The sequence below is a fragment of the Paraburkholderia sp. GAS199 genome, assembly GCF_050436585.1.
Taxonomy (GTDB): Bacteria; Pseudomonadota; Gammaproteobacteria; order Burkholderiales; family Burkholderiaceae; genus Paraburkholderia.
Window position 1 is genome coordinate 308,023 of record NZ_JBNDMM010000001.1, and the last position, 16,726, is coordinate 324,748.

General features: G+C 59.9%; 16 protein-coding genes. 3 read left to right on the forward strand and 13 right to left on the reverse strand.

What is annotated here, in order from left to right:
* Positions 1-69: 69 nt before the first annotated feature.
* Complete coding sequence (locus P3T18_RS01285) at positions 70-348, forward strand: hypothetical protein (RefSeq protein WP_429298096.1); 279 nt, start codon at positions 70-72, stop codon at positions 346-348.
* Positions 349-381: 33 nt separating this feature from the next.
* Here the strand turns inward: P3T18_RS01285 and P3T18_RS01290 are convergent, their stop codons facing one another.
* From P3T18_RS01290 to P3T18_RS01315, 6 genes are all read right to left on the reverse strand, one after another.
* Positions 382-969, reverse strand: coding sequence for an ATP phosphoribosyltransferase regulatory subunit (locus P3T18_RS01290; RefSeq protein ID WP_429298097.1), 588 nt, complete (start codon positions 967-969; stop codon positions 382-384).
* Between the two features lie 332 nt (positions 970-1,301).
* Positions 1,302-1,691 carry a VOC family protein gene (locus tag P3T18_RS01295; RefSeq protein ID WP_429298098.1) on the reverse strand — a complete coding sequence of 130 codons (390 nt, stop codon included), beginning with the start codon at positions 1,689-1,691 and terminating at the stop codon, positions 1,302-1,304.
* A 129-nt stretch (positions 1,692-1,820) separates the two neighbouring features.
* Entirely contained in the window at positions 1,821-2,090 is a 270-nt protein-coding gene (locus tag P3T18_RS01300; protein ID WP_429298099.1) for a hypothetical protein, read from the reverse strand.
* A 111-nt stretch (positions 2,091-2,201) separates the two neighbouring features.
* A complete protein-coding gene (locus tag P3T18_RS01305) occupies positions 2,202-2,450 on the reverse strand; it encodes a hypothetical protein (protein WP_429298100.1) in 249 nt (82 codons plus the stop codon).
* A 239-nt stretch (positions 2,451-2,689) separates the two neighbouring features.
* The gene (locus P3T18_RS01310) at positions 2,690-3,439 is read right to left on the reverse strand and encodes a response regulator (RefSeq protein WP_429298101.1); all 750 of its coding nucleotides are present in this window, start codon (positions 3,437-3,439) and stop codon (positions 2,690-2,692) included.
* Positions 3,440-3,741: 302 nt separating this feature from the next.
* Positions 3,742-5,481 (reverse strand): hybrid sensor histidine kinase/response regulator, encoded by a 1,740-nt coding sequence (locus P3T18_RS01315; RefSeq protein WP_429298102.1) that lies wholly within the window; start codon positions 5,479-5,481, stop codon positions 3,742-3,744.
* Between the two features lie 279 nt (positions 5,482-5,760).
* Here P3T18_RS01315 and P3T18_RS01320 point away from each other — a divergent pair, with 279 nt between their 5' ends.
* Positions 5,761-6,462 (forward strand): glutathione S-transferase family protein, encoded by a 702-nt coding sequence (locus tag P3T18_RS01320; protein WP_429298103.1) that lies wholly within the window; start codon positions 5,761-5,763, stop codon positions 6,460-6,462.
* A 117-nt stretch (positions 6,463-6,579) separates the two neighbouring features.
* On the opposite strand, the gene P3T18_RS01325 is transcribed toward P3T18_RS01320, so the two are convergent.
* The 6 genes from P3T18_RS01325 to P3T18_RS01350 form a co-directional block, all read right to left on the reverse strand.
* Entirely contained in the window at positions 6,580-7,548 is a 969-nt protein-coding gene (locus tag P3T18_RS01325) for a cyclase family protein (protein WP_429298104.1), read from the reverse strand.
* Between the two features lie 32 nt (positions 7,549-7,580).
* Positions 7,581-9,167: an aldehyde dehydrogenase (NADP(+)) gene (locus P3T18_RS01330; protein ID WP_429298105.1), complete on the reverse strand. Its 1,587-nt coding sequence runs from the start codon at positions 9,165-9,167 to the stop codon at positions 7,581-7,583.
* A 25-nt stretch (positions 9,168-9,192) separates the two neighbouring features.
* Complete coding sequence (locus tag P3T18_RS01335; protein ID WP_429298106.1) at positions 9,193-9,981, reverse strand: SDR family oxidoreductase; 789 nt, start codon at positions 9,979-9,981, stop codon at positions 9,193-9,195.
* A gap of 21 nt (positions 9,982-10,002) precedes the next feature.
* Positions 10,003-11,199 carry an alpha-hydroxy acid oxidase gene (locus P3T18_RS01340; RefSeq protein ID WP_429298107.1) on the reverse strand — a complete coding sequence of 399 codons (1,197 nt, stop codon included), beginning with the start codon at positions 11,197-11,199 and terminating at the stop codon, positions 10,003-10,005.
* A 48-nt stretch (positions 11,200-11,247) separates the two neighbouring features.
* Positions 11,248-12,570 (reverse strand): MFS transporter, encoded by a 1,323-nt coding sequence (locus P3T18_RS01345; protein WP_429298108.1) that lies wholly within the window; start codon positions 12,568-12,570, stop codon positions 11,248-11,250.
* 67 nt (positions 12,571-12,637) lie between these two features.
* The gene (locus P3T18_RS01350; protein WP_429298109.1) at positions 12,638-13,777 is read right to left on the reverse strand and encodes an iron-containing alcohol dehydrogenase; all 1,140 of its coding nucleotides are present in this window, start codon (positions 13,775-13,777) and stop codon (positions 12,638-12,640) included.
* Between the two features lie 179 nt (positions 13,778-13,956).
* Between P3T18_RS01350 and P3T18_RS01355 the strand changes: the two genes are divergently transcribed.
* On the forward strand, positions 13,957-14,892 hold the full coding sequence (locus P3T18_RS01355; RefSeq protein WP_429298110.1) for a LysR family transcriptional regulator: 936 nt from the start codon (positions 13,957-13,959) through the stop codon (positions 14,890-14,892).
* Positions 14,893-15,289: 397 nt separating this feature from the next.
* Here P3T18_RS01355 and P3T18_RS01360 read toward each other — a convergent pair whose 3' ends face one another.
* On the reverse strand, positions 15,290-16,270 hold the full coding sequence (locus P3T18_RS01360; protein ID WP_429298111.1) for a helix-turn-helix domain-containing protein: 981 nt from the start codon (positions 16,268-16,270) through the stop codon (positions 15,290-15,292).
* Between the last annotated feature and the right edge of the window lie 456 nt (positions 16,271-16,726).

The following is a 16,726-nucleotide window of genomic DNA, read 5'->3' on the forward strand; positions in this document are numbered from 1 at the left end:
CAGGATATTCAACTTTTCATATTCTATGTCTGGAACCAGGATTACGGCTATTGGCTTATGGAGATGAAAATGATTGGTATCGAGAAAGGCACGAAGAGTCATGAAAATGCCCACCTGTCCCAGGGCGATGTGGAAGCCCAGCGGTGGGTCGCCGCGTTGACGTTGACCGGCTTGCTGATGACCCTGCTGATGATCGCCGGCCTGCATGCCGCGACGACGCACCCTGACATCGATCAGACGTGTTTCCGGACGAAGATGGACGACGAGTCGACCTTGCTGAAGGCATCGTTCCAGAGTCCGGCGGATCAGGATGCGATCGTCGAGGCGATGCGTGCGTGTACGCGGTGACGTAGGCGGCAAATCAGGTAATAGCCCGCTCGGCTACACAAGACCTTGCGCGGCCATCGCCAACATCAGCCGTTCAGCGCCAATGCCAAAGCCGGCACCCTCTTTATACGCACCGCCGCCCGCCACCTGGCTTTGCGCTCCCAATTCCGTACAGCGCATTTCGAAGCCACGCCCGTTCAGATAGTAGCTAAGTCCTCTGCGGGCCGAAGCGTCGAATTCGTAGCGAAGGCCGAGTGAGTCGAAAAAGCCGATTGCGATCTCCTGGCTGCGTTTGGCTGCCCATTCCGGGTCGGGGCATAGATACTCGAATCCCAATTGGGAGAATTCACGATAGCGGCCGGCTTGCGGTCGTTCGTAGCGGTAACAGCGAGCGATATAGAACAACATTCGCTCGCGCTGGCGGCCCAGCAATTCACTGCATCGCTCCTGGAATAGCGCAGTCGCCTCGGGAATAAGGCAGCAAGGCCGTCCCTTCTTATCGGGAAAGGCCCACATCTGGCCGATAATCTCGCTGCCGCCGGCTTTCTGCACGAATGTATCCTGCGACCACAGGGCTGGAACGATGGCCTCCTCCGCTCCGGCATTAATGAAGGTAACTCCGAAATTAAGTTTCCAGAGCACGAATTTGTGCCGCTTCATTGCCAACGATGAAACGTGTTCCGCGAATCATGGTCATGAGCATCCTCTCGGGAAATAGAAATAAAAAAAGCGCCTTTCGGCGCCTTGGTCGTTTCTGCATGGAGCGGGAATTGTGATCCCAGATCTCCTGCTATGGACGTAACGAACCACGGCGCGCCGGATGACGACCGTGGTGGTGGTATTGAATCGTGACGTTACGAAGGTCCATGGCGTTGATAGTGACACACAAATTGAGGTTAGTGCAACGTCCGTAGTGGATTTGCGATTGCTGGCGATGCGGCTTGTTCGAACGAAGTGGCCGCTGTGCGTTTAACTTACAAGGACCACTCCGCGTTCTGTATAACGACTCGATATCCGTCGTGGTCCGCGAACGTTCGACCCGCCAGGTCCCAATACGGATTGAACGACGCGATGCGGACGAAGCCGTTGTTCGCGAGTCGGCTGCATGCCGATTCCCATTCATTTCGTTCCGGAACGTAGAACACCAGCAAATCTTCAAGGGTCGGCGATGGCACTACCGGGTGTTCGCGACTCCGGGTAAATTCGAAGTGATAGTCCATCCCTGACCGTCCGAGCATCACTCCGTCGAAGCCCTGATGATTCTCAAATCGTGCGAGTACGGTTAAATCGAGGGCCGCACAATACATCTTTTCCGAGCGTTGAATGTCACTGACGGGTCTGGCAACTCTGAGCTTAGCTTGCATGGTCACTTGTCGTTGGTACATCGCAGAAAGTATCGGTACACCCGTATTTTATGACTGAAACGACAAGAACCGCGTTGCGTCCACGTTCAATCCCTCATCTTCGATAATCGCCCACGCCGCAAAACCAATTCAACTACCCTGATAAATATCACACGACAACCCCACGACACACGGCTGACCATCTCGTGTTTTTCCGTAGCCATTCCTTCCACCAGGTTTAGCTGCCACGTCCCCCATACTGTCGCCGTCCATCGGCATGACTCCCTCAGATGAATTGACTGACTGCTGCCCAGCTAACTGGCCAGTGCCGTCTGACGGCTGCATATCCTGCGAGTTGGCAGCACCGGCTGCGGTCAGCAGAAACGCGGCAACAGCTAGAGTCGAAACTTGCACTTTCATTTCTTCACCTTCTCGTCATCAACAAGTTACGTTGGCGACCCCGCTCTCGCCGCAAAGAAGTGACTTCATTTATATGCTCGAATTCATGGCTCGGATATGATCCTGGCTCCGTCAACTTCCTCCGAAAAACACGTTGCACTGCGGGTCGATCCGGCACGGTCTGGCATTTTTTGCGCCGCTTTGTACTCGCGTGTCGGGTGTACCGCCGTAGGATTCCATTCCCGTATCGGGACCGGACGCCTGCGTTGATGCGTTGTCCTGCGGGGCCGCTTGAGCGGGTTGCGGTGCATCCTGCGAATGCGCGACGCCGGCCGCCACAAACAGAACAACAGCTGATGCGACTACAAGTGGTGATTTCATGTTGGTTCCTTTCGCTCGTCGGAGTTTCCATTGCTGGGAAAGCCCGGTTTCAAACAAGCATTCGGCCGATTGGCTTCATGCACCCTTGGCGTTGTTTGCGTCATTATTCTTGGCCACGGGAGATGTCGTCGCAATGCACATGCGTAGCCTGCGGACAAAAATAATCGGCGAAAGATGTAGGCATCGTCATCGGCCAATGGCCGTGACATGCGGGAAGGCGCTGAAGAACTGGACCGATATCAATCGGTTGACTGTCGCCCGACGACCGGCAGATTCCGGTCATGCGCGGGGTCGGTAACCGGCGGAACGCCGAGCTTGAGCCCTCTGTTGGCCAGCATGACAATGAGTTCGGTACGGCGTCGCAGATTGAAGTGCGCGAGCAGATGACTCACGTATTTGCGCACCGTAATATCCTCAAGTCCCATTTTCAGCGCGATGGCCTTCGACGGCAGTCCTCGCGCCAGCCACGCCAGCGTTTCGAACTCTCTCGGCGTCAGTCCCAATTCGGACGCGCTGATCAATTCCGAATGAAACGCCGACTGTCTATCGGCGAGTCCGTTGGCGGAAATCGTGTCGCTCTGCAATTCACGGCTGAGGTCGGCGATGCTGGCCGCAGGAAGAAACACGCCCCCGGCAAGCACCGCGCTTATCGCTGCTCGCAACGCTTCGGGCGGGGACGATTTGGGCACGTATCCCATGGCGCGCAGCTGAATGCATCGACCGATCGTTTCTACTCTCTCATCGGCCGAGATCACGATAACCGGCAATGACGGGCGCGATTCCTTCAAGGCGGCGAGCGCATTGCAACCGTTGCCGTCGGGCAGGTCGAGATCGAGAAAAACGATATTCAGCAATTCGCAAAGTGCATGATTCAGTCCCTGCAACAAGGTGCTCGCGTGCAGCAACTCGATCCGGGGGAAAAGCTCTTCCAGCAGAAGCGCCAGTCCCGCCCTGAACAGTTCATGGTCATCGACGATCAGTACGCGCATTCCATCGCCTCCCTGCACTGCTTTCGAGGTGCGCTGCGATCACACATCGGCGGATGGCAGAATCGTAGTGATTGTCTGATGTGTTCAGCTGAGATAGTACACAGCAGGGACTAAAGACAGATGATTCGGCCTGAAACCTGGCGGTTTTCGCCCATCATTAGACGAATCATGCTGAACAGAATAACGCGGCGCCAGTGCGAAGCCTCGACGGTAGAAACGCGAGGCCCCGGAGAAAAGCGTGCCGGTTTGACAACGCAGCGCCAAGAGCCCACGTCCACAACGTTTCCTGCGCCGCTACACCGTCAGTCACTGATCATTCGAGAAATCGAAGTCTTTTGTTGAGCGGCGACATACCGGCTGATTTCAGCGAGCAGGTTCTCGGGAGGGGAGGATTTGCGCAACAGAATGAACGGTTCGGGGAAATCACGAAGGATGTGATCGGACAGCAACTCGCCCGTGATAAAGGCGACGGGAATGACGCCGGCCCACGCGAAATGGCGTCTGATCCGATCGGCAACATCCTTGCCGGTGGCGCCCTCGCGTAACCGGATATCCGCGACGATGAGGTCGGGAATCCGGCTGTCATCGGAAAGAACGGCTTCGAATCCGGCCATCGACTCGGCGGCATACACGAGCGCGCCCGCGCTCGAAAAAAGACGCCGCAGACCTTCGAGAACAGTCGGCTCGTCGTCGCAGAGCAGCATGAACGTGCCAGTGAGATCGGGCACATAGACATCTGCGTAGGGAGCTCGTGCGCGCGCGGCCGGAGGCAAAGACGAAACCGTCGCGTAAAGGGAAAAGCGCGACCCGCGCCCTTCCACGGACGCAAAACTCATGCTGTGTCCAGGCAAAATCTGGATCGCGCGATTCACGATCGACAACCCGAGCCCGAGCCCTTTCGACCGGTCGCGCTCTGGATTGTTGATCTGATAGTACTCGGAGAAGATTGCTTCGCGATGAGCGGGCGCAATGCCGAGACCGGTGTCCCACACGTCGACACGCAGTCGCTCCTTCAGTTGCACCCAGCCAAGCACAACGCCACCCGACGACGTATTCTTGATCGCGTTCGACACGAGATTCGACACGGAGCGCTTGAAGAGCGACCGGTCTGTTTCGAGCGACGGCGCGCGCCCTCGCCGCTCCGCGATTCTTAGCTCGATGCCTCGCAGCCGGGCCATCTCGCGGTATTGTTCGTAGACTTCGGTCAACAACGCGTGGACATCGACGGGGACGATGTGAGGCACGTATGAGCCCAACTCGCTGTAATCCTGGATATCCTTGAACATGTCGAGAATGTCCGACGCGGTCTCCTCGACGATGTCGAGGTCACGGTCCACGGCGTTTCCGTTCCGGATGCCCGTGCGCGCGCTTCGAATGAAAAGACCGATGGCGGCAAGAGGCTGTTGAATGTCGTGATACGCCGACGAGAAGAATCGCTCTTTCTCCCGAACGAGTTCCTGCATGCGTTTATTCTGCTCGTTGACCGAACGCGCCGCAGCTTCGACACGCGCCTTGGCCGCGCGCAACGTGCGACGGTAGATGAATTCGCGTCTGGCGGCCCGTTCCAGCGGCACACTGAGCAGCACGCCGACAATGGCCATCATCGGCAACATGGTGGCGTGCGCAGCCACCGATTCCACGCGTAATGCGACGCTCCCGCCAACGGGTTTGAAATAGAGCATGATCAGATAGCTGACGATGCATATTCCAATCAACCATGCCGCTGTCATCACCCGAAGCCGAAATGCCATGAATATCAAGAACAGGGAAAACATGAGCACCGGATACACTTCCCGCCAGCCAAGGTCGCCCGGATAGAACTGCAGCATTCGCAGCGCGGTGAACCAGCAACTGATCGTCCAGACACTGAGTAGTCCGACGGCCCAACGTTCATCCAGCGCGCGAGGTGTCCACAACAGCACGGGAATCAACATCCCCATGGCGCCCACCACTCTAAGGATGATCAGTTCGTTGTGGTGCAAATGGGCGGGATCGAGTACCGCTAAGCGGCTGAAGTCGCGGATGGAAAAGACAATCCACAAACCGGTGAAGATCGTGATGGCGAGTTTGCGCTGCGCGGAGAACCGCCGCGCGTAGTCCAGCCGGAACGCGCGCTCCTGAGCCGCCGAACTGAACCTGCGCACCGTGAGGCCTGACGATCTCATGACGCCGCTCGATCAGGAAATTCGCCGTCCGCGGAACGGGCAGCGTGCAATTAACCAGAATAGCAGCCGCTTACTAAAAGTTATATATACAAATGTAGCGGTACACTTGAGCGTCGACTGCCCTGAGACGCAAAAACTTCGGCACCTGGAGGCGACATGATCACGCTCTACTCCTACCCGCAACTTTTCGGCCTCGAAGACAACAATCCTTATGGCCTGAAGGTGTTCGCGTTTCTGACTATGAACGGGCTTTCGTTCGAGCATCGGCATGTACTCGACACCAGCGCGGCGCCACGCGGGCAACTCCCGTATCTCGACGACGACGGCAAAATTATCGGCGACAGCGACGCGATCATCGCGCATCTGAAACAGCGCTATCAATTGACGCTGGACGATGCGCTCGACGCCGACCAGCAATCGACCGACTTGCTGTTACGACGCACGCTGGACGACCTGTATTGGGTCATGTCGTATTCACGCTGGCGCGACGATCGTTTTTGGCCCATCTTCCGCGACGCACTCCTCGCGCAACATCCGCAACTGACTGCGGACGCACTCGAAAAAGCGCGCCGCTACAATTTCGAGCGCTATCACTATCAGGGTATCGGCCGCTACGAGCCAGAAGCTGCTTATTCACGCGGGCTGGCCGATCTGCGCGCCGTCTCACGCCTGCTCGGCAACGGCCCATTCATTTTCGGCGCAGAAGCAACCAGCGCAGACGCGGGCCTTTACGGCTTCATTGCGAGCATCTATTTCTACGACATCGACACGCTGCTGAAACGCTATGTCCTCACGCAAGAAAATCTCGTGAATCACTGCGGCGCGATGCGCAAGCGGGTGAAGAGAGCCGCTGACTAGCCTCGGTCATGACGGCCCATCACGCTGCTCGCTGCTCACTCACATATTCGGATAGTTCGGCCCGCCGCCTTCAGGCGTCACCCACACGATGTTCTGCGTCGGGTCCCTTCGACCCCATTATTTGATGACCACCGGATTCACCGGCGCGCCCGTGCCGCCGACGATCTTCAGCGGCGCCGCCGCGTAGAAGAAGGTCCACTGACCGTCCTGCTCGCAATCCGCCGCCAGGTCGTCCAGTACCACGACCTCCGTGAACACGATGCCGAGGTTGCGCATCAGTGCGTTATGAAGCGGGATCATGACGCCCGAGACCGGATCGACGGTCACCTCGTTGCCCATAGTGTCGGTGACGAGGCAGGGAATCTCCATTTCGTGAAACCAGTTGACCAGTTCGCGGCTGAAGGTCAATCCTGGCTCGATAAAGTCTTCATAGAACTCGTTCGAGTCGCGTTCATAAAACGAGCCGATCAGGCCGGTTCGGATGACCAGAATATCGCGCGGCTCGATGGTCACGCCCTGTGCGCGCGCGGCATCCAGCAGGTCGCGATGGTCGAAGGTTTCGCCTTTATCGAGCACCCGCTTGCCGCGATGACGGGCCATGTCGATCAATACCGCGCGTCCGACGATCCCGCGATGCGCGATCGGCAGAATGCTGGCGCGCGACAGGCCGCCGATCGTGCTCATCGCGTCGTATCCGTTCCACAGCTTGTCGTCGTACCAGACATGGCCGAGCGCGTCGCATTGCGTCGAACCCTGAACGTGCATGAAGATCACGTCGTCGGCATATTCGACGTTGCCGTCGAAGTGCGCCTTGCCGGCCAGATAGTGGCCTTTGTCCAGCACGTTCATGCGCATCGACGGGCGGCGTCCGGGAAACAGCGGTTCGCCTTTCTCATGGCCGATTTCAACCTGCAGGGTGAAGGTCTTGCCCTTGCGCACGGATTGAATGCCGCGCAACACCTGCTCCGACTGGAGATAATTCAAGGCGCCGACTTCATCTTCGGCACCCCATTTGCCCCAATTGGTCGGCAGGCCTTCGAGCAGATGCTTGACGTTGGGCGTATCCGCCGGTTTCCTGACGCACATGCTTGTCTCCTGATCGTTATGGATGAAAGGCGTTAGCGTTCAGCGGCCTGCATCTTGCCGTCGACTCGCCGGTTCAGTTTCAACGGGTTTTCCGACTTCAATGCCGCGGGCAATAGCGCGTCCGGCATGTCCTGATAGCTGACGGGCCGCAGGAACCGTTCGATGGCGAGGCTGCCCACCGAGGTTGAACGGCCGTCTGCCGTGGACGGATACGGGCCGCCGTGCACCATCGCATGACCGACCTCGACACCGGTGCCGAAACCGTTCACCAGAATGCGGCCTGTACGGCGTTCGAGCGCGGGCAGAAACGGACGGACCGCTTCGTGATCTTCATCGTCGATATGCAGGGCCGACGTCAGTTGCCCTTCGAGTTGCTCGACCAGTTCGCGCATCGAGTCGAGATCCTTGCATCGCACCACCAGCGACGACGAACCGAAAATCTCTTCCTGCAAAACGGGGTTGTCGCGGAACACGGCGTCGGTTGTCGAGAAGATCGCGGCCTGCCCCTGATTCGGCGCCGTAACGGCTGCGCCCCGGCCATCCAGGTTCACGTCCGGCTGCGCGGCAAAGGTGCCGACGGCGGATTCGAACGTCCGCTGAATGTTGGGGGTGAGCATTGTCGCAGCGGGGATGTCGCTGAGCGCCGCTGCCGCCGTGCGAACGAAGTCGTCGAGCGACGGATCGTCCACGGCGAGTATCAGGCCGGGGTTCGTGCAGAACTGCCCGGCTCCGAGCGTGAGGGATTGCGCGAACGCCCGCGCAATGGCCGCGCCGCGCGTCTTCAGCGCGTGCGGGAACAGCAATACCGGATTGATGCTGCTCATCTCGGCGTAGACGGGAATCGGCTCCTTCCGTGCAGCGGCCACGCTCATCAGGTCCGTGCCCGCGCCTCGGGAACCGGTGAAGCCCACCGCCTTGATACGTGAATCTCGCACGAGGCCCTGGCCGATTTCACGGCCACTGCCGAACAGAAGCGAAAATGTTCCTTCGGGCATGCCGCATTCTTTGACGGCTTTCTGGACGGCCATGCCGACGAGTTCCGACGTGCCCGGATGCGCGGAATGCGCCTTCACGATCACCGGACAACCCGCCGCAAGCGCGGACGCCGTGTCGCCACCGGCCACCGAAAACGCCAGCGGAAAATTGCTCGCGCCAAAGACGGCGACCGGTCCAAGCGCCACGTACCGCAACCGCAGATCGACGCGCGGCAGCGGCTTCCGATCCGGCTGCGCGGGATCGATCCGCGCGCCGACGAAGTCGCCATCGCGCACGACATCGGCGAACATCCGCAACTGGCCGACAGTGCGGGCGCGTTCGCCTTCGATACGACCGCGCGGCAATCCCGATTCACGCACGCATCGCTCGATCAATGCATCGCCGAGATCGAGGATATTGCCGGCGATGGCTTCCAGGAATTGCGCGCGCGATTCCGGACTCGTTTCGCGGTAGCGGTCGAATGCGGCCCATGCCAGCGCGCACGCCGTGTCGAGGTCCTGCGCGCTCGCGCCGCCGAACGCCGGTTGCATCTGCTCGCCGGTCGCGGCGTCGAGCGCATAGGTTGTTCCGTTCCTGCCCTGCACCTTCGAGGCGCCGATCAGCAGGTTGCCAGCGATATCCATTGCGTCACCTTTCATTGATTTGCCGTTACATCGTGCCCGGAAACGCGCCGCCATCCAGCAGCAGGTTTTGCCCGGTCAGATAGCCTGCATGCGCGCTGCAAACGAATGCGCACAGCGCGCCGAACTCTTCCGCGGTTCCGAAGCGGCCTGCGGGGATCGCCGCACGTTTGGCCTCCAGTGCTTCGTCGAAACTCTTGCCCTGGGCTTTGGCCGCGGCGTCCGTCGATTGACGCAGTCGGTCCGTCTCGAACAGTCCCGGCAAGATGTTGTTGATGGTCACGTTGCGCTCGGCAATACGCTTTTGACGCGCAATGCCGGCAATGAAACCGGTGAGACCGGAGCGCGCGCCGTTCGAGAGACCCAGCACGTCGATGGGCGCCTTGACCGCGCCGGACGTGATGTTCACGATGCGCCCGAAGCGCCGCTCCGACATGCCGTCCACGGTTGCCTTGATGAGTTCGATGGCGGTGAGCATGTTCGCGTCGAGAGCGGCGATCCAGTCGTCGCGCGACCACGAACGGAAATCGCCCGGCGGCGGACCGCCGGCATTGTTCACTAGGATATCGATGCGCGGCGCGGCCAACAGCGCCTGTTCGCGTCCTTCGCGGGTCGTGATGTCGCCCGCGACGGCCAGCACCTTCACGCGCGGATTGATCTGCTGCAGTTCGCTCGCGGTTGCGTCCAGCGCTTCACGTCCGCGTGCCGTAATCACGACGTTGACACCCTCGCGCACCAGCGCCGTTGCGCAGCCTTTGCCGAGTCCCTTGCTGGCCGCGCAAACGAGCGCCCAGCGATCCTGTATGTCCAGATTCATTGCTCTACTCTCCAACGGTTTTTAAGCGGGAATAGCGGCTTCGAACGAGGTGTGCGCCATGCGCGTAACCGGCGTGTTCGATCCGCGTTGAAAAAGGTTATGGCGGCCGATCTGCGAAATCCTCGACACACCGGACAACGCCATGCTGACGTCGAGTTCGCTTTGCAAGATCTGCAGCATGCGTGCGACGCCTGCTTCGCCCATCGCGCCGAGCGCGTACATGAAGGCGCGCCCGACCATCGTGCCTTTCGCGCCGAGCGCCAGCGCCTTCATGACGTCCTGCCCGCTGCGGATGCCGCCGTCCACCCAGACCTCGACCTTGTCCCCCACTGCATCGACGATGGCGGGCAAGGCGTCGACCGTCGACGGCGCGCCATCCAGCTGGCGGCCGCCGTGATTGCTCACGACGATCGCGTCCACGCCGAGCGATGCCGCGATGCGCGCGTCCTCGGCACTCAGAATGCCTTTGAGGATCAGCTTGCCGCCCCATTGCTGCTTGATCTTCGCAATGTCGTCCCAGCTCAGCGTAGGGTCGAACTGGGACGCAACCCATTTGCTGATCGCGATCACGCCATCGCCGCCCTTGATATGCCCAGCAAGATTGCCGAAGGTCCTCGCGCCGGACATGGCGCGCCACATCCAGCCGGGTTTTGAAGCGAAGTCGAGAAGGTTGGCCGGAGTCAGTCGCGGCGGCACCGTCATGCCGTTCTTGATGTCTTTGTGCCGCTGCCCGTTGATCTGCAAATCCAATGTCACGACGAGTGCGGAACAGCCGGCCGCTTTGGCGCGCTCGATGAGCGACGTGTTGAAGCCGCGGTCGCGCATCACATAGAGCTGGAACCAGAACGGCGCGGTCGTGTGGCGCGCAATGTCTTCGATCGAACAGATGCTGACCGTGGACAACGTGAACGGCACGCCGAAGCGCTCCGCCGCGCGCGCACCGAGTATTTCGCCGTTGGCCCATTGCATGCCCGCGAGTCCGGTCGGCGCAATCGCGACGGGCATCGTGACGGTCTGCCCAATCAGCGTGCTGGCCGTGCTGCGATGGTCGACATTGATCGCTACGCGTTGCTGCAGCTTGAGAGACTGAAATGCAGCGCTGTTCTCGCGATAGGTGGACTCCGAATACGATCCGCTATCGACATAATCGTAGAACGCTTTCGGTACGCGCTTCTTCGCGAGAAGGCGCAAATCTTCGACACAGGTGATGATCGGCATGTCAGTCCTGAATACTGGCCGTGGATGAAAACGCTTCGAACGCGTCGCTCATTCGGCGTGTTGAGCAGCCGGGAAAGGCGCGGCGGGCGAGTCGTGCGACGCTTCGTCCACGACGATCGGGCGACGCACCATGAACAGATAGGCAAACGCGGATAGCACCGCAATGACCGCGCTGACGATCAGCGCATTCACGAACGAATGCGTGCGGTCCACCACGACGCCGGTAATGACCGGCGCCGCCGACCCCGCGAGGAAGCCGCCGAAGTTCTGAATGCTGCCGAGCGACGCAACCACCTGCCTCGGCGCGGCGATGCTGACCAGCGACCACGCGCCGCCAGATGCGAGATTGATGAAGAACATCGCCAGCGAGATATAGACGATGGCGAGCCACGCGGACGGCGTGAGCGCAGCGGGCACCGTGAACAGCGCCGCGCCGATCAGCCCGACCGTGATCGGCCATTTGCGGCTCGTGATCGGCGCCATGCCCCGGCGAAAGAGTTTGTCCGCGACATAGCCGCTGCTCAGCATGCCGATCGTGCCAACGAAATAAGGAATCGACACCACCCAGCCCGCGCGCGCCACGCTCATGCCACGCTCGTGTTCGAGATAGGCGGGCAGCCAGGTCAGATACAGCCACACCATATAGATCACGCCCATGAAGCCGAACAGCATGCCCCATGTGGTTGTCTGCCCGAACAGATTCCGCCACTGCACCGCACTCAACGGTTTGGCGCTCGCCTTCGCCGTTTCCTCATGGTTCAGATAGGCTTCTTCGTCGCGCGTCAATTGCACTTCGTTGCGATTGCGATAGCTGACGTACCAGCCGAGCGCGACCAGCATGCCGAGCACACCGGTCACGACGAACATCGTGCGCCACCCGAGCGCCAGCATGAGTCCGGTGAGAATGGGCGGCGCCAGCGCCGGGCCGATCGTGCTCGACGCCACGAAAATACCCGTCGGCGTGCCGCGATCCCGTACGGCAAACCATTCGCCGATCACCTTCGCGCCGGCGGGAAACTGCGGCGCCTCGCCAATGCCGAGACACACCCGCGCCATGAAGAACTGCTGGAGATTGCCCACGAAACCCGCGCACAACTGCGCGACCGACCACGCGAACATGCTGGCGCCCAGCATCAGGCGTGCGCCGAAACGGTCGAGCAGAACGCCGATCGGCAACTGACTGAAAGCGTAAGCCAGAGAAAACGCCGACAGCAGCAGGCCCATCTGCGACGCCGTGAGTCCCATCTCGCCGCGAATCATGCTGTTCGCGACCGACAGTGCGCTACGGTCGAGATAGTTGATACAACCTGCCAGTGTCAGGAAAAAGATCGATATGCGCTGAATACGCCGCAGATTTTTACTTGCCTGCATGGGAATGTCTCCGTTTGATTTTTGTGTTGCCGTCTGCGCGGCATGGTGGGGTCGTCTTGCTGCTTCGTTACAGCGAGGCCTCCAGCATCGCGAGATAGTCTTCTTCGGAGGCCACGCGGGGATTCGTTTTGTGGCTATGGTCCTTGAGTGCACCCTTGACGATCTCGGGGAACATCTCGCGGGTCACGCCCAGTTCGCCGAGGCCGGTGGGCAGTCCAAGACGGCGAGTCATCGCCTTCAGCGACGACGCCACTTCTGAAGCACTGCCCACGCCCATCGCCTTAGCGAGCCGCTCCAGCTTGTTTTCTTCCACCATCGAAGGCGACTGCGCGTTGAATTCGATCACTGCCGGCAGAAAAATCGCGTTGAGCGTGCCGTGATGCAAACGCGGATTGACGCCGCCGAGCGAATGACTCAGGCTGTGCACGCAGCCAAGACCCTTCTGGAACGCGAGCGCGCCCTGCATCGAGGCACTCATCATGTTCATCCGTGCGACGCGGTCGCCGGGGTCGCGCGTTGCGCGTTCGATGTGCCGCCAAGCGCGCCACAAACCGTCGAGCGCGATGCCGTCGGCAGGCGGATTGAAGGCCGGCGCCATGAAGGTTTCCATGCAATGGGCGATGGCGTCCATGCCAGTGGCCGCCGTGAGCGTGGACGGTAAGCCGAGCGTCAGGTCCGGATCGCAGATCGCCGTCTTCGGCACGACGAAGGGCGAAATCACGCCGACCTTGCGACCGTCCTCAAGAATCAGGATCGCGCCGCGACCCACTTCGCTGCCGGTACCGGCTGTCGTCGGAATCGCGATGACAGGCGCCGTCTTTGCCGTGATGCGCGCCGCGCCGCCTTCGATCAGCGCGAAACTTTTCAGCGGACCCTCATGCGTCGCACACACCGCGACGCCCTTCGCGAGATCGATGGACGAGCCGCCGCCCACGGCGACGATGCCGTCGCAACTGCCCGCGTGAAAGGCGGCAACCGCTTCGCGCACGGCCTGTTCGTTGGGGTTTGGCGGCGTGCCGTCGTAGACCGTCACCGGCAGGCTGCCTTCCAGCGCATTCAGCACGGTATCGACGATACCCGCGGCCACGATGCCCTTGTCGGTCACGATCAGCGGACGCCGGATACCCGTGCGTTCGCATTCCTGCTTCAGCAGACGCACCGCGCCGGACTCGAACTGGATTTGCGTGATGTAGTTGATCAGAGACATGGAAATGAGCTTCAGTTATAGTGGGGCCGCTTGCGAGAGCCGTATCCAGAACCGGAAAGCCGTCGGCTTCTTTTGTCTGAATCCTTGGTCAGTCGCTCTGTTTGAACCCAGTATAGGGAGCCGCGCGCCAGCCGGTAACTGAGAACATTTGATACTGATATAACTTTTACTCAACCCAGATGACCCCATCGCTGAACTCCATCGTGTCCCGGCTCCATCTCAAGCAGATGCGTCTATTGATTGCGTTGGGCGACCACGGATCGTTGCTGAAAGCCGCCCAGCAGGTCGGACTGACCCAGCCGGGCGCAAGCAAGGCATTGCAGGAAATTGAAACCACGTTCGGCACGGCGCTGTTCAACCGCACGAACCGGGGGCTGGAGCCGAACGAAGTCGGCCATTGCGTGATCCGTTACGCGAGACTGATTCATACCGACGTCGCGCATCTGCGTCAGGAGATCGTCGGCATCTTGCGTGGCCACGGCGGGCGCGTGGCGGTCGGCGCGATCATGGGCGCGGTGCCGCTGCTCACGGAGGCGATTTCCGCGCTGGTCGAGCGGCATCCGGAGATGTCCGTCGAGATTGTCGAAGACACCAGTGCTACGCTGCTGAGTCAGATCGAAGCCGGACGACTTGACCTGGCGATCTGCCGCACGACGATCAGCCAAACGCCGCAACTCTATGACAGCATCAAGCTTCAGGACGAAACGCTCGCTGTCATTGCGAATGTCGACCATCCGCTCGGTCACGCAAAGCGGGTCACGCTGACGAATCTCGCGGAGTATCGCTGGGTGGTGTACCGCGCGAATATGCCGATGCGCTTGCTACTCGAGCGCGAGTTTCGCGACGCCGGTATCCGCTTTCCGCTGCATTTGCTGGAAACGACATCCACATTGGCGACGCTCATGCTGCTACAGAACAATCCGTCTTTCATCGCGCTCGTATCGATCGATGTGGCGCAGTTCTTTTCGCATCATCAGATGACGCGAATTCTTCCGCTTACGCTGGCTTCAACTAGCGAGCCTTATGAACTGGTGACGCGCAGAGGTGCGCCGCGCTCACCTGGCGCGCAGTTGCTGATGGATGAATTGGTGGGGTTGAGATCGGAGCAGGTGTGAGAACGCGGCGAGCGACAAGCGCGAATGGTGAGGATTTTCGGGAGTACCAGGTGATGGTGGGAATGGGCAGGCAGCAGTAGAGCGCTCGTGGTGGGTTTTTCGGCCGGAGCAGACAGGCGCGCATTGATCGTTCTACGACCAGGGACGACCCCGGTCATTGCAAGCTTGGGCTTCTCTGTAAGAACGCGGACGCCGGTCGACGCGGACGGTTAGTTGCGTTTTAGATTTATGACGAGCGTTGATGCGCCAAGGGCGCGCCATGTGCCCTACGTCCGAAAGTAATTAGTGAAGAGTCCGTCGAGACGGAAGCTGCAAGCTGAACTGGACCACGCCCACTCGCCCACGGCCCGCCGCGCGTTGAAAACGCGCAATCCCGACGCGAAAAGGAAAAGCGCCTTTAAGCGCCCTTTCGAAACTCTCGCGGCGTTTTGCCGAAAGCCGCTTTGAATGACTGACTGAAATGCGTGAGGTTATTGAAGCCCCACGAGGACGCGATATCCCCGATGGCGCGATTGACCTGCCCGCGGTCTTCGAGATCGCGCGCGCACCTGGCCAGTCTCCGCTCCCAGATATACCGTTCGACCGACTGACCATCGCTGGCGAAAACCGAACTCAGGTAGCGCTTCGAGATTCCCAGATGCTCGGCAACATCCGCGGGCGCCAATGAATGGTCCCGCAGATTCGTTTCGATAAATGCTCGTCCGCGATAGGCGAGCATCGTCCTGGTGACTGTATTGCCCGTCGTGCCAGACGACTTGTCGCCGCGTGGCGCCATGAATGCCATCAGCGCCATGTCTATCGCCTGCTCGGTCAGCCGTTGCGCGATATCTGCGCTAAAGCTCTCGAAATTCTGCGCCAGCGAACTGGCGAAATTCTTCGTCATGACGCCCAGCGGATTGTCAGCCTTGACGACGGTCGCCGTATGATTTTCGATCGGACCGATCTGCTTACGCACGAGCGTTCGCGGAATCTGCAGAACCAGTTGAGATTTCGCCTCGGGAAATTCAGCGCGGAATGTCTTCGACGTATCGAGCAAAGTGATGTCGCCAGGACGCAGCACATTGCGCCGGTTGTCCTGCTCGACGATCGCCTCTCCCGCCATCTGTATGCAGACGAATACCTGCTCTTCCCCAATCTGTGAGATTTTCGGCTTGACCCGGGCTATCGTATGCGACTCAGCCACGATTTCAATCAGGTTGACCGGACTCGATAGATGCGCGGTAATCAAGCCGGAAAAGCCTTCGTCGATCGCGCATGAACACTCCAGGTGAGTTAAAAGATTCGCTACCCTGGTTTGCCAGAAGGCCAATCTCGCGCCCGGCGGCACACGGTCGGTGGAAATAAGCATGGGGGCTCTGTTCATCGCGGTACCGTTCATGCGCTTGCACTCCTTTCAACGAGGTGCGGAGATCCACCGATTCTCAGCGCCCTCGCCAGAAGAATCATCCCGATAACGGAATATACCGTCCATCTCCTGGCGCTGCTCTTATCGTGCTCAGTGCACGGTCGACGACGTCGGATTCCCGCGCGCCCCGCCCTCGACTTTCTTCAAAGAGAAGAAAGAATGTAGTCAGGCGGCACAGCCATGGCGCGGCGTCCGCGCTCCGCTACACTCCGAACACGATACGAATTCAACTCAGCCAGCACCCGCATTACCCGCTGTGCACATACCACCGCAATCGAGCCGGACACGAACTCCGCGCCGCCGTCATCCGAACGTAATCTGAACCACAAACCAAGCGAAGTACGCACGTGCAATGAATTGCAACCGGCGTTGGCGTGCCTGCATCACCCGTCGTTCAATGCCTCAGATTTCTTTTATTTTGCGGAGAAG

Excerpts from the sequence above, each read along its gene's own strand:
- P3T18_RS01355 (WP_429298110.1), top strand. The coding sequence starts at position 13,957 with ATGACCCCATCGCTGAACTCCATCGTGTCCCGGCTCCATCTCAAGCAG.
- P3T18_RS01305 (WP_429298100.1), bottom strand. The coding sequence starts at position 2,450 with ATGAAATCACCACTTGTAGTCGCATCAGCTGTTGTTCTGTTTGTGGCG.
- P3T18_RS01335 (WP_429298106.1), bottom strand. The coding sequence starts at position 9,981 with ATGAATCTGGACATACAGGATCGCTGGGCGCTCGTTTGCGCGGCCAGC.
- P3T18_RS01350 (WP_429298109.1), bottom strand. The coding sequence starts at position 13,777 with ATGTCTCTGATCAACTACATCACGCAAATCCAGTTCGAGTCCGGCGCG.
- P3T18_RS01310 (WP_429298101.1), bottom strand. The coding sequence starts at position 3,439 with ATGCGCGTACTGATCGTCGATGACCATGAACTGTTCAGGGCGGGACTG.
- P3T18_RS01285 (WP_429298096.1), top strand. The coding sequence starts at position 70 with ATGATTGGTATCGAGAAAGGCACGAAGAGTCATGAAAATGCCCACCTG.
- P3T18_RS01295 (WP_429298098.1), bottom strand. The coding sequence starts at position 1,691 with ATGCAAGCTAAGCTCAGAGTTGCCAGACCCGTCAGTGACATTCAACGC.
- P3T18_RS01360 (WP_429298111.1), bottom strand. The coding sequence starts at position 16,270 with ATGAACGGTACCGCGATGAACAGAGCCCCCATGCTTATTTCCACCGAC.
- P3T18_RS01300 (WP_429298099.1), bottom strand. The coding sequence starts at position 2,090 with ATGAAAGTGCAAGTTTCGACTCTAGCTGTTGCCGCGTTTCTGCTGACC.
- P3T18_RS01340 (WP_429298107.1), bottom strand. The coding sequence starts at position 11,199 with ATGCCGATCATCACCTGTGTCGAAGATTTGCGCCTTCTCGCGAAGAAG.
- P3T18_RS01325 (WP_429298104.1), bottom strand. The coding sequence starts at position 7,548 with ATGTGCGTCAGGAAACCGGCGGATACGCCCAACGTCAAGCATCTGCTC.
- P3T18_RS01320 (WP_429298103.1), top strand. The coding sequence starts at position 5,761 with ATGATCACGCTCTACTCCTACCCGCAACTTTTCGGCCTCGAAGACAAC.
- P3T18_RS01330 (WP_429298105.1), bottom strand. The coding sequence starts at position 9,167 with ATGGATATCGCTGGCAACCTGCTGATCGGCGCCTCGAAGGTGCAGGGC.
- P3T18_RS01345 (WP_429298108.1), bottom strand. The coding sequence starts at position 12,570 with ATGCAGGCAAGTAAAAATCTGCGGCGTATTCAGCGCATATCGATCTTT.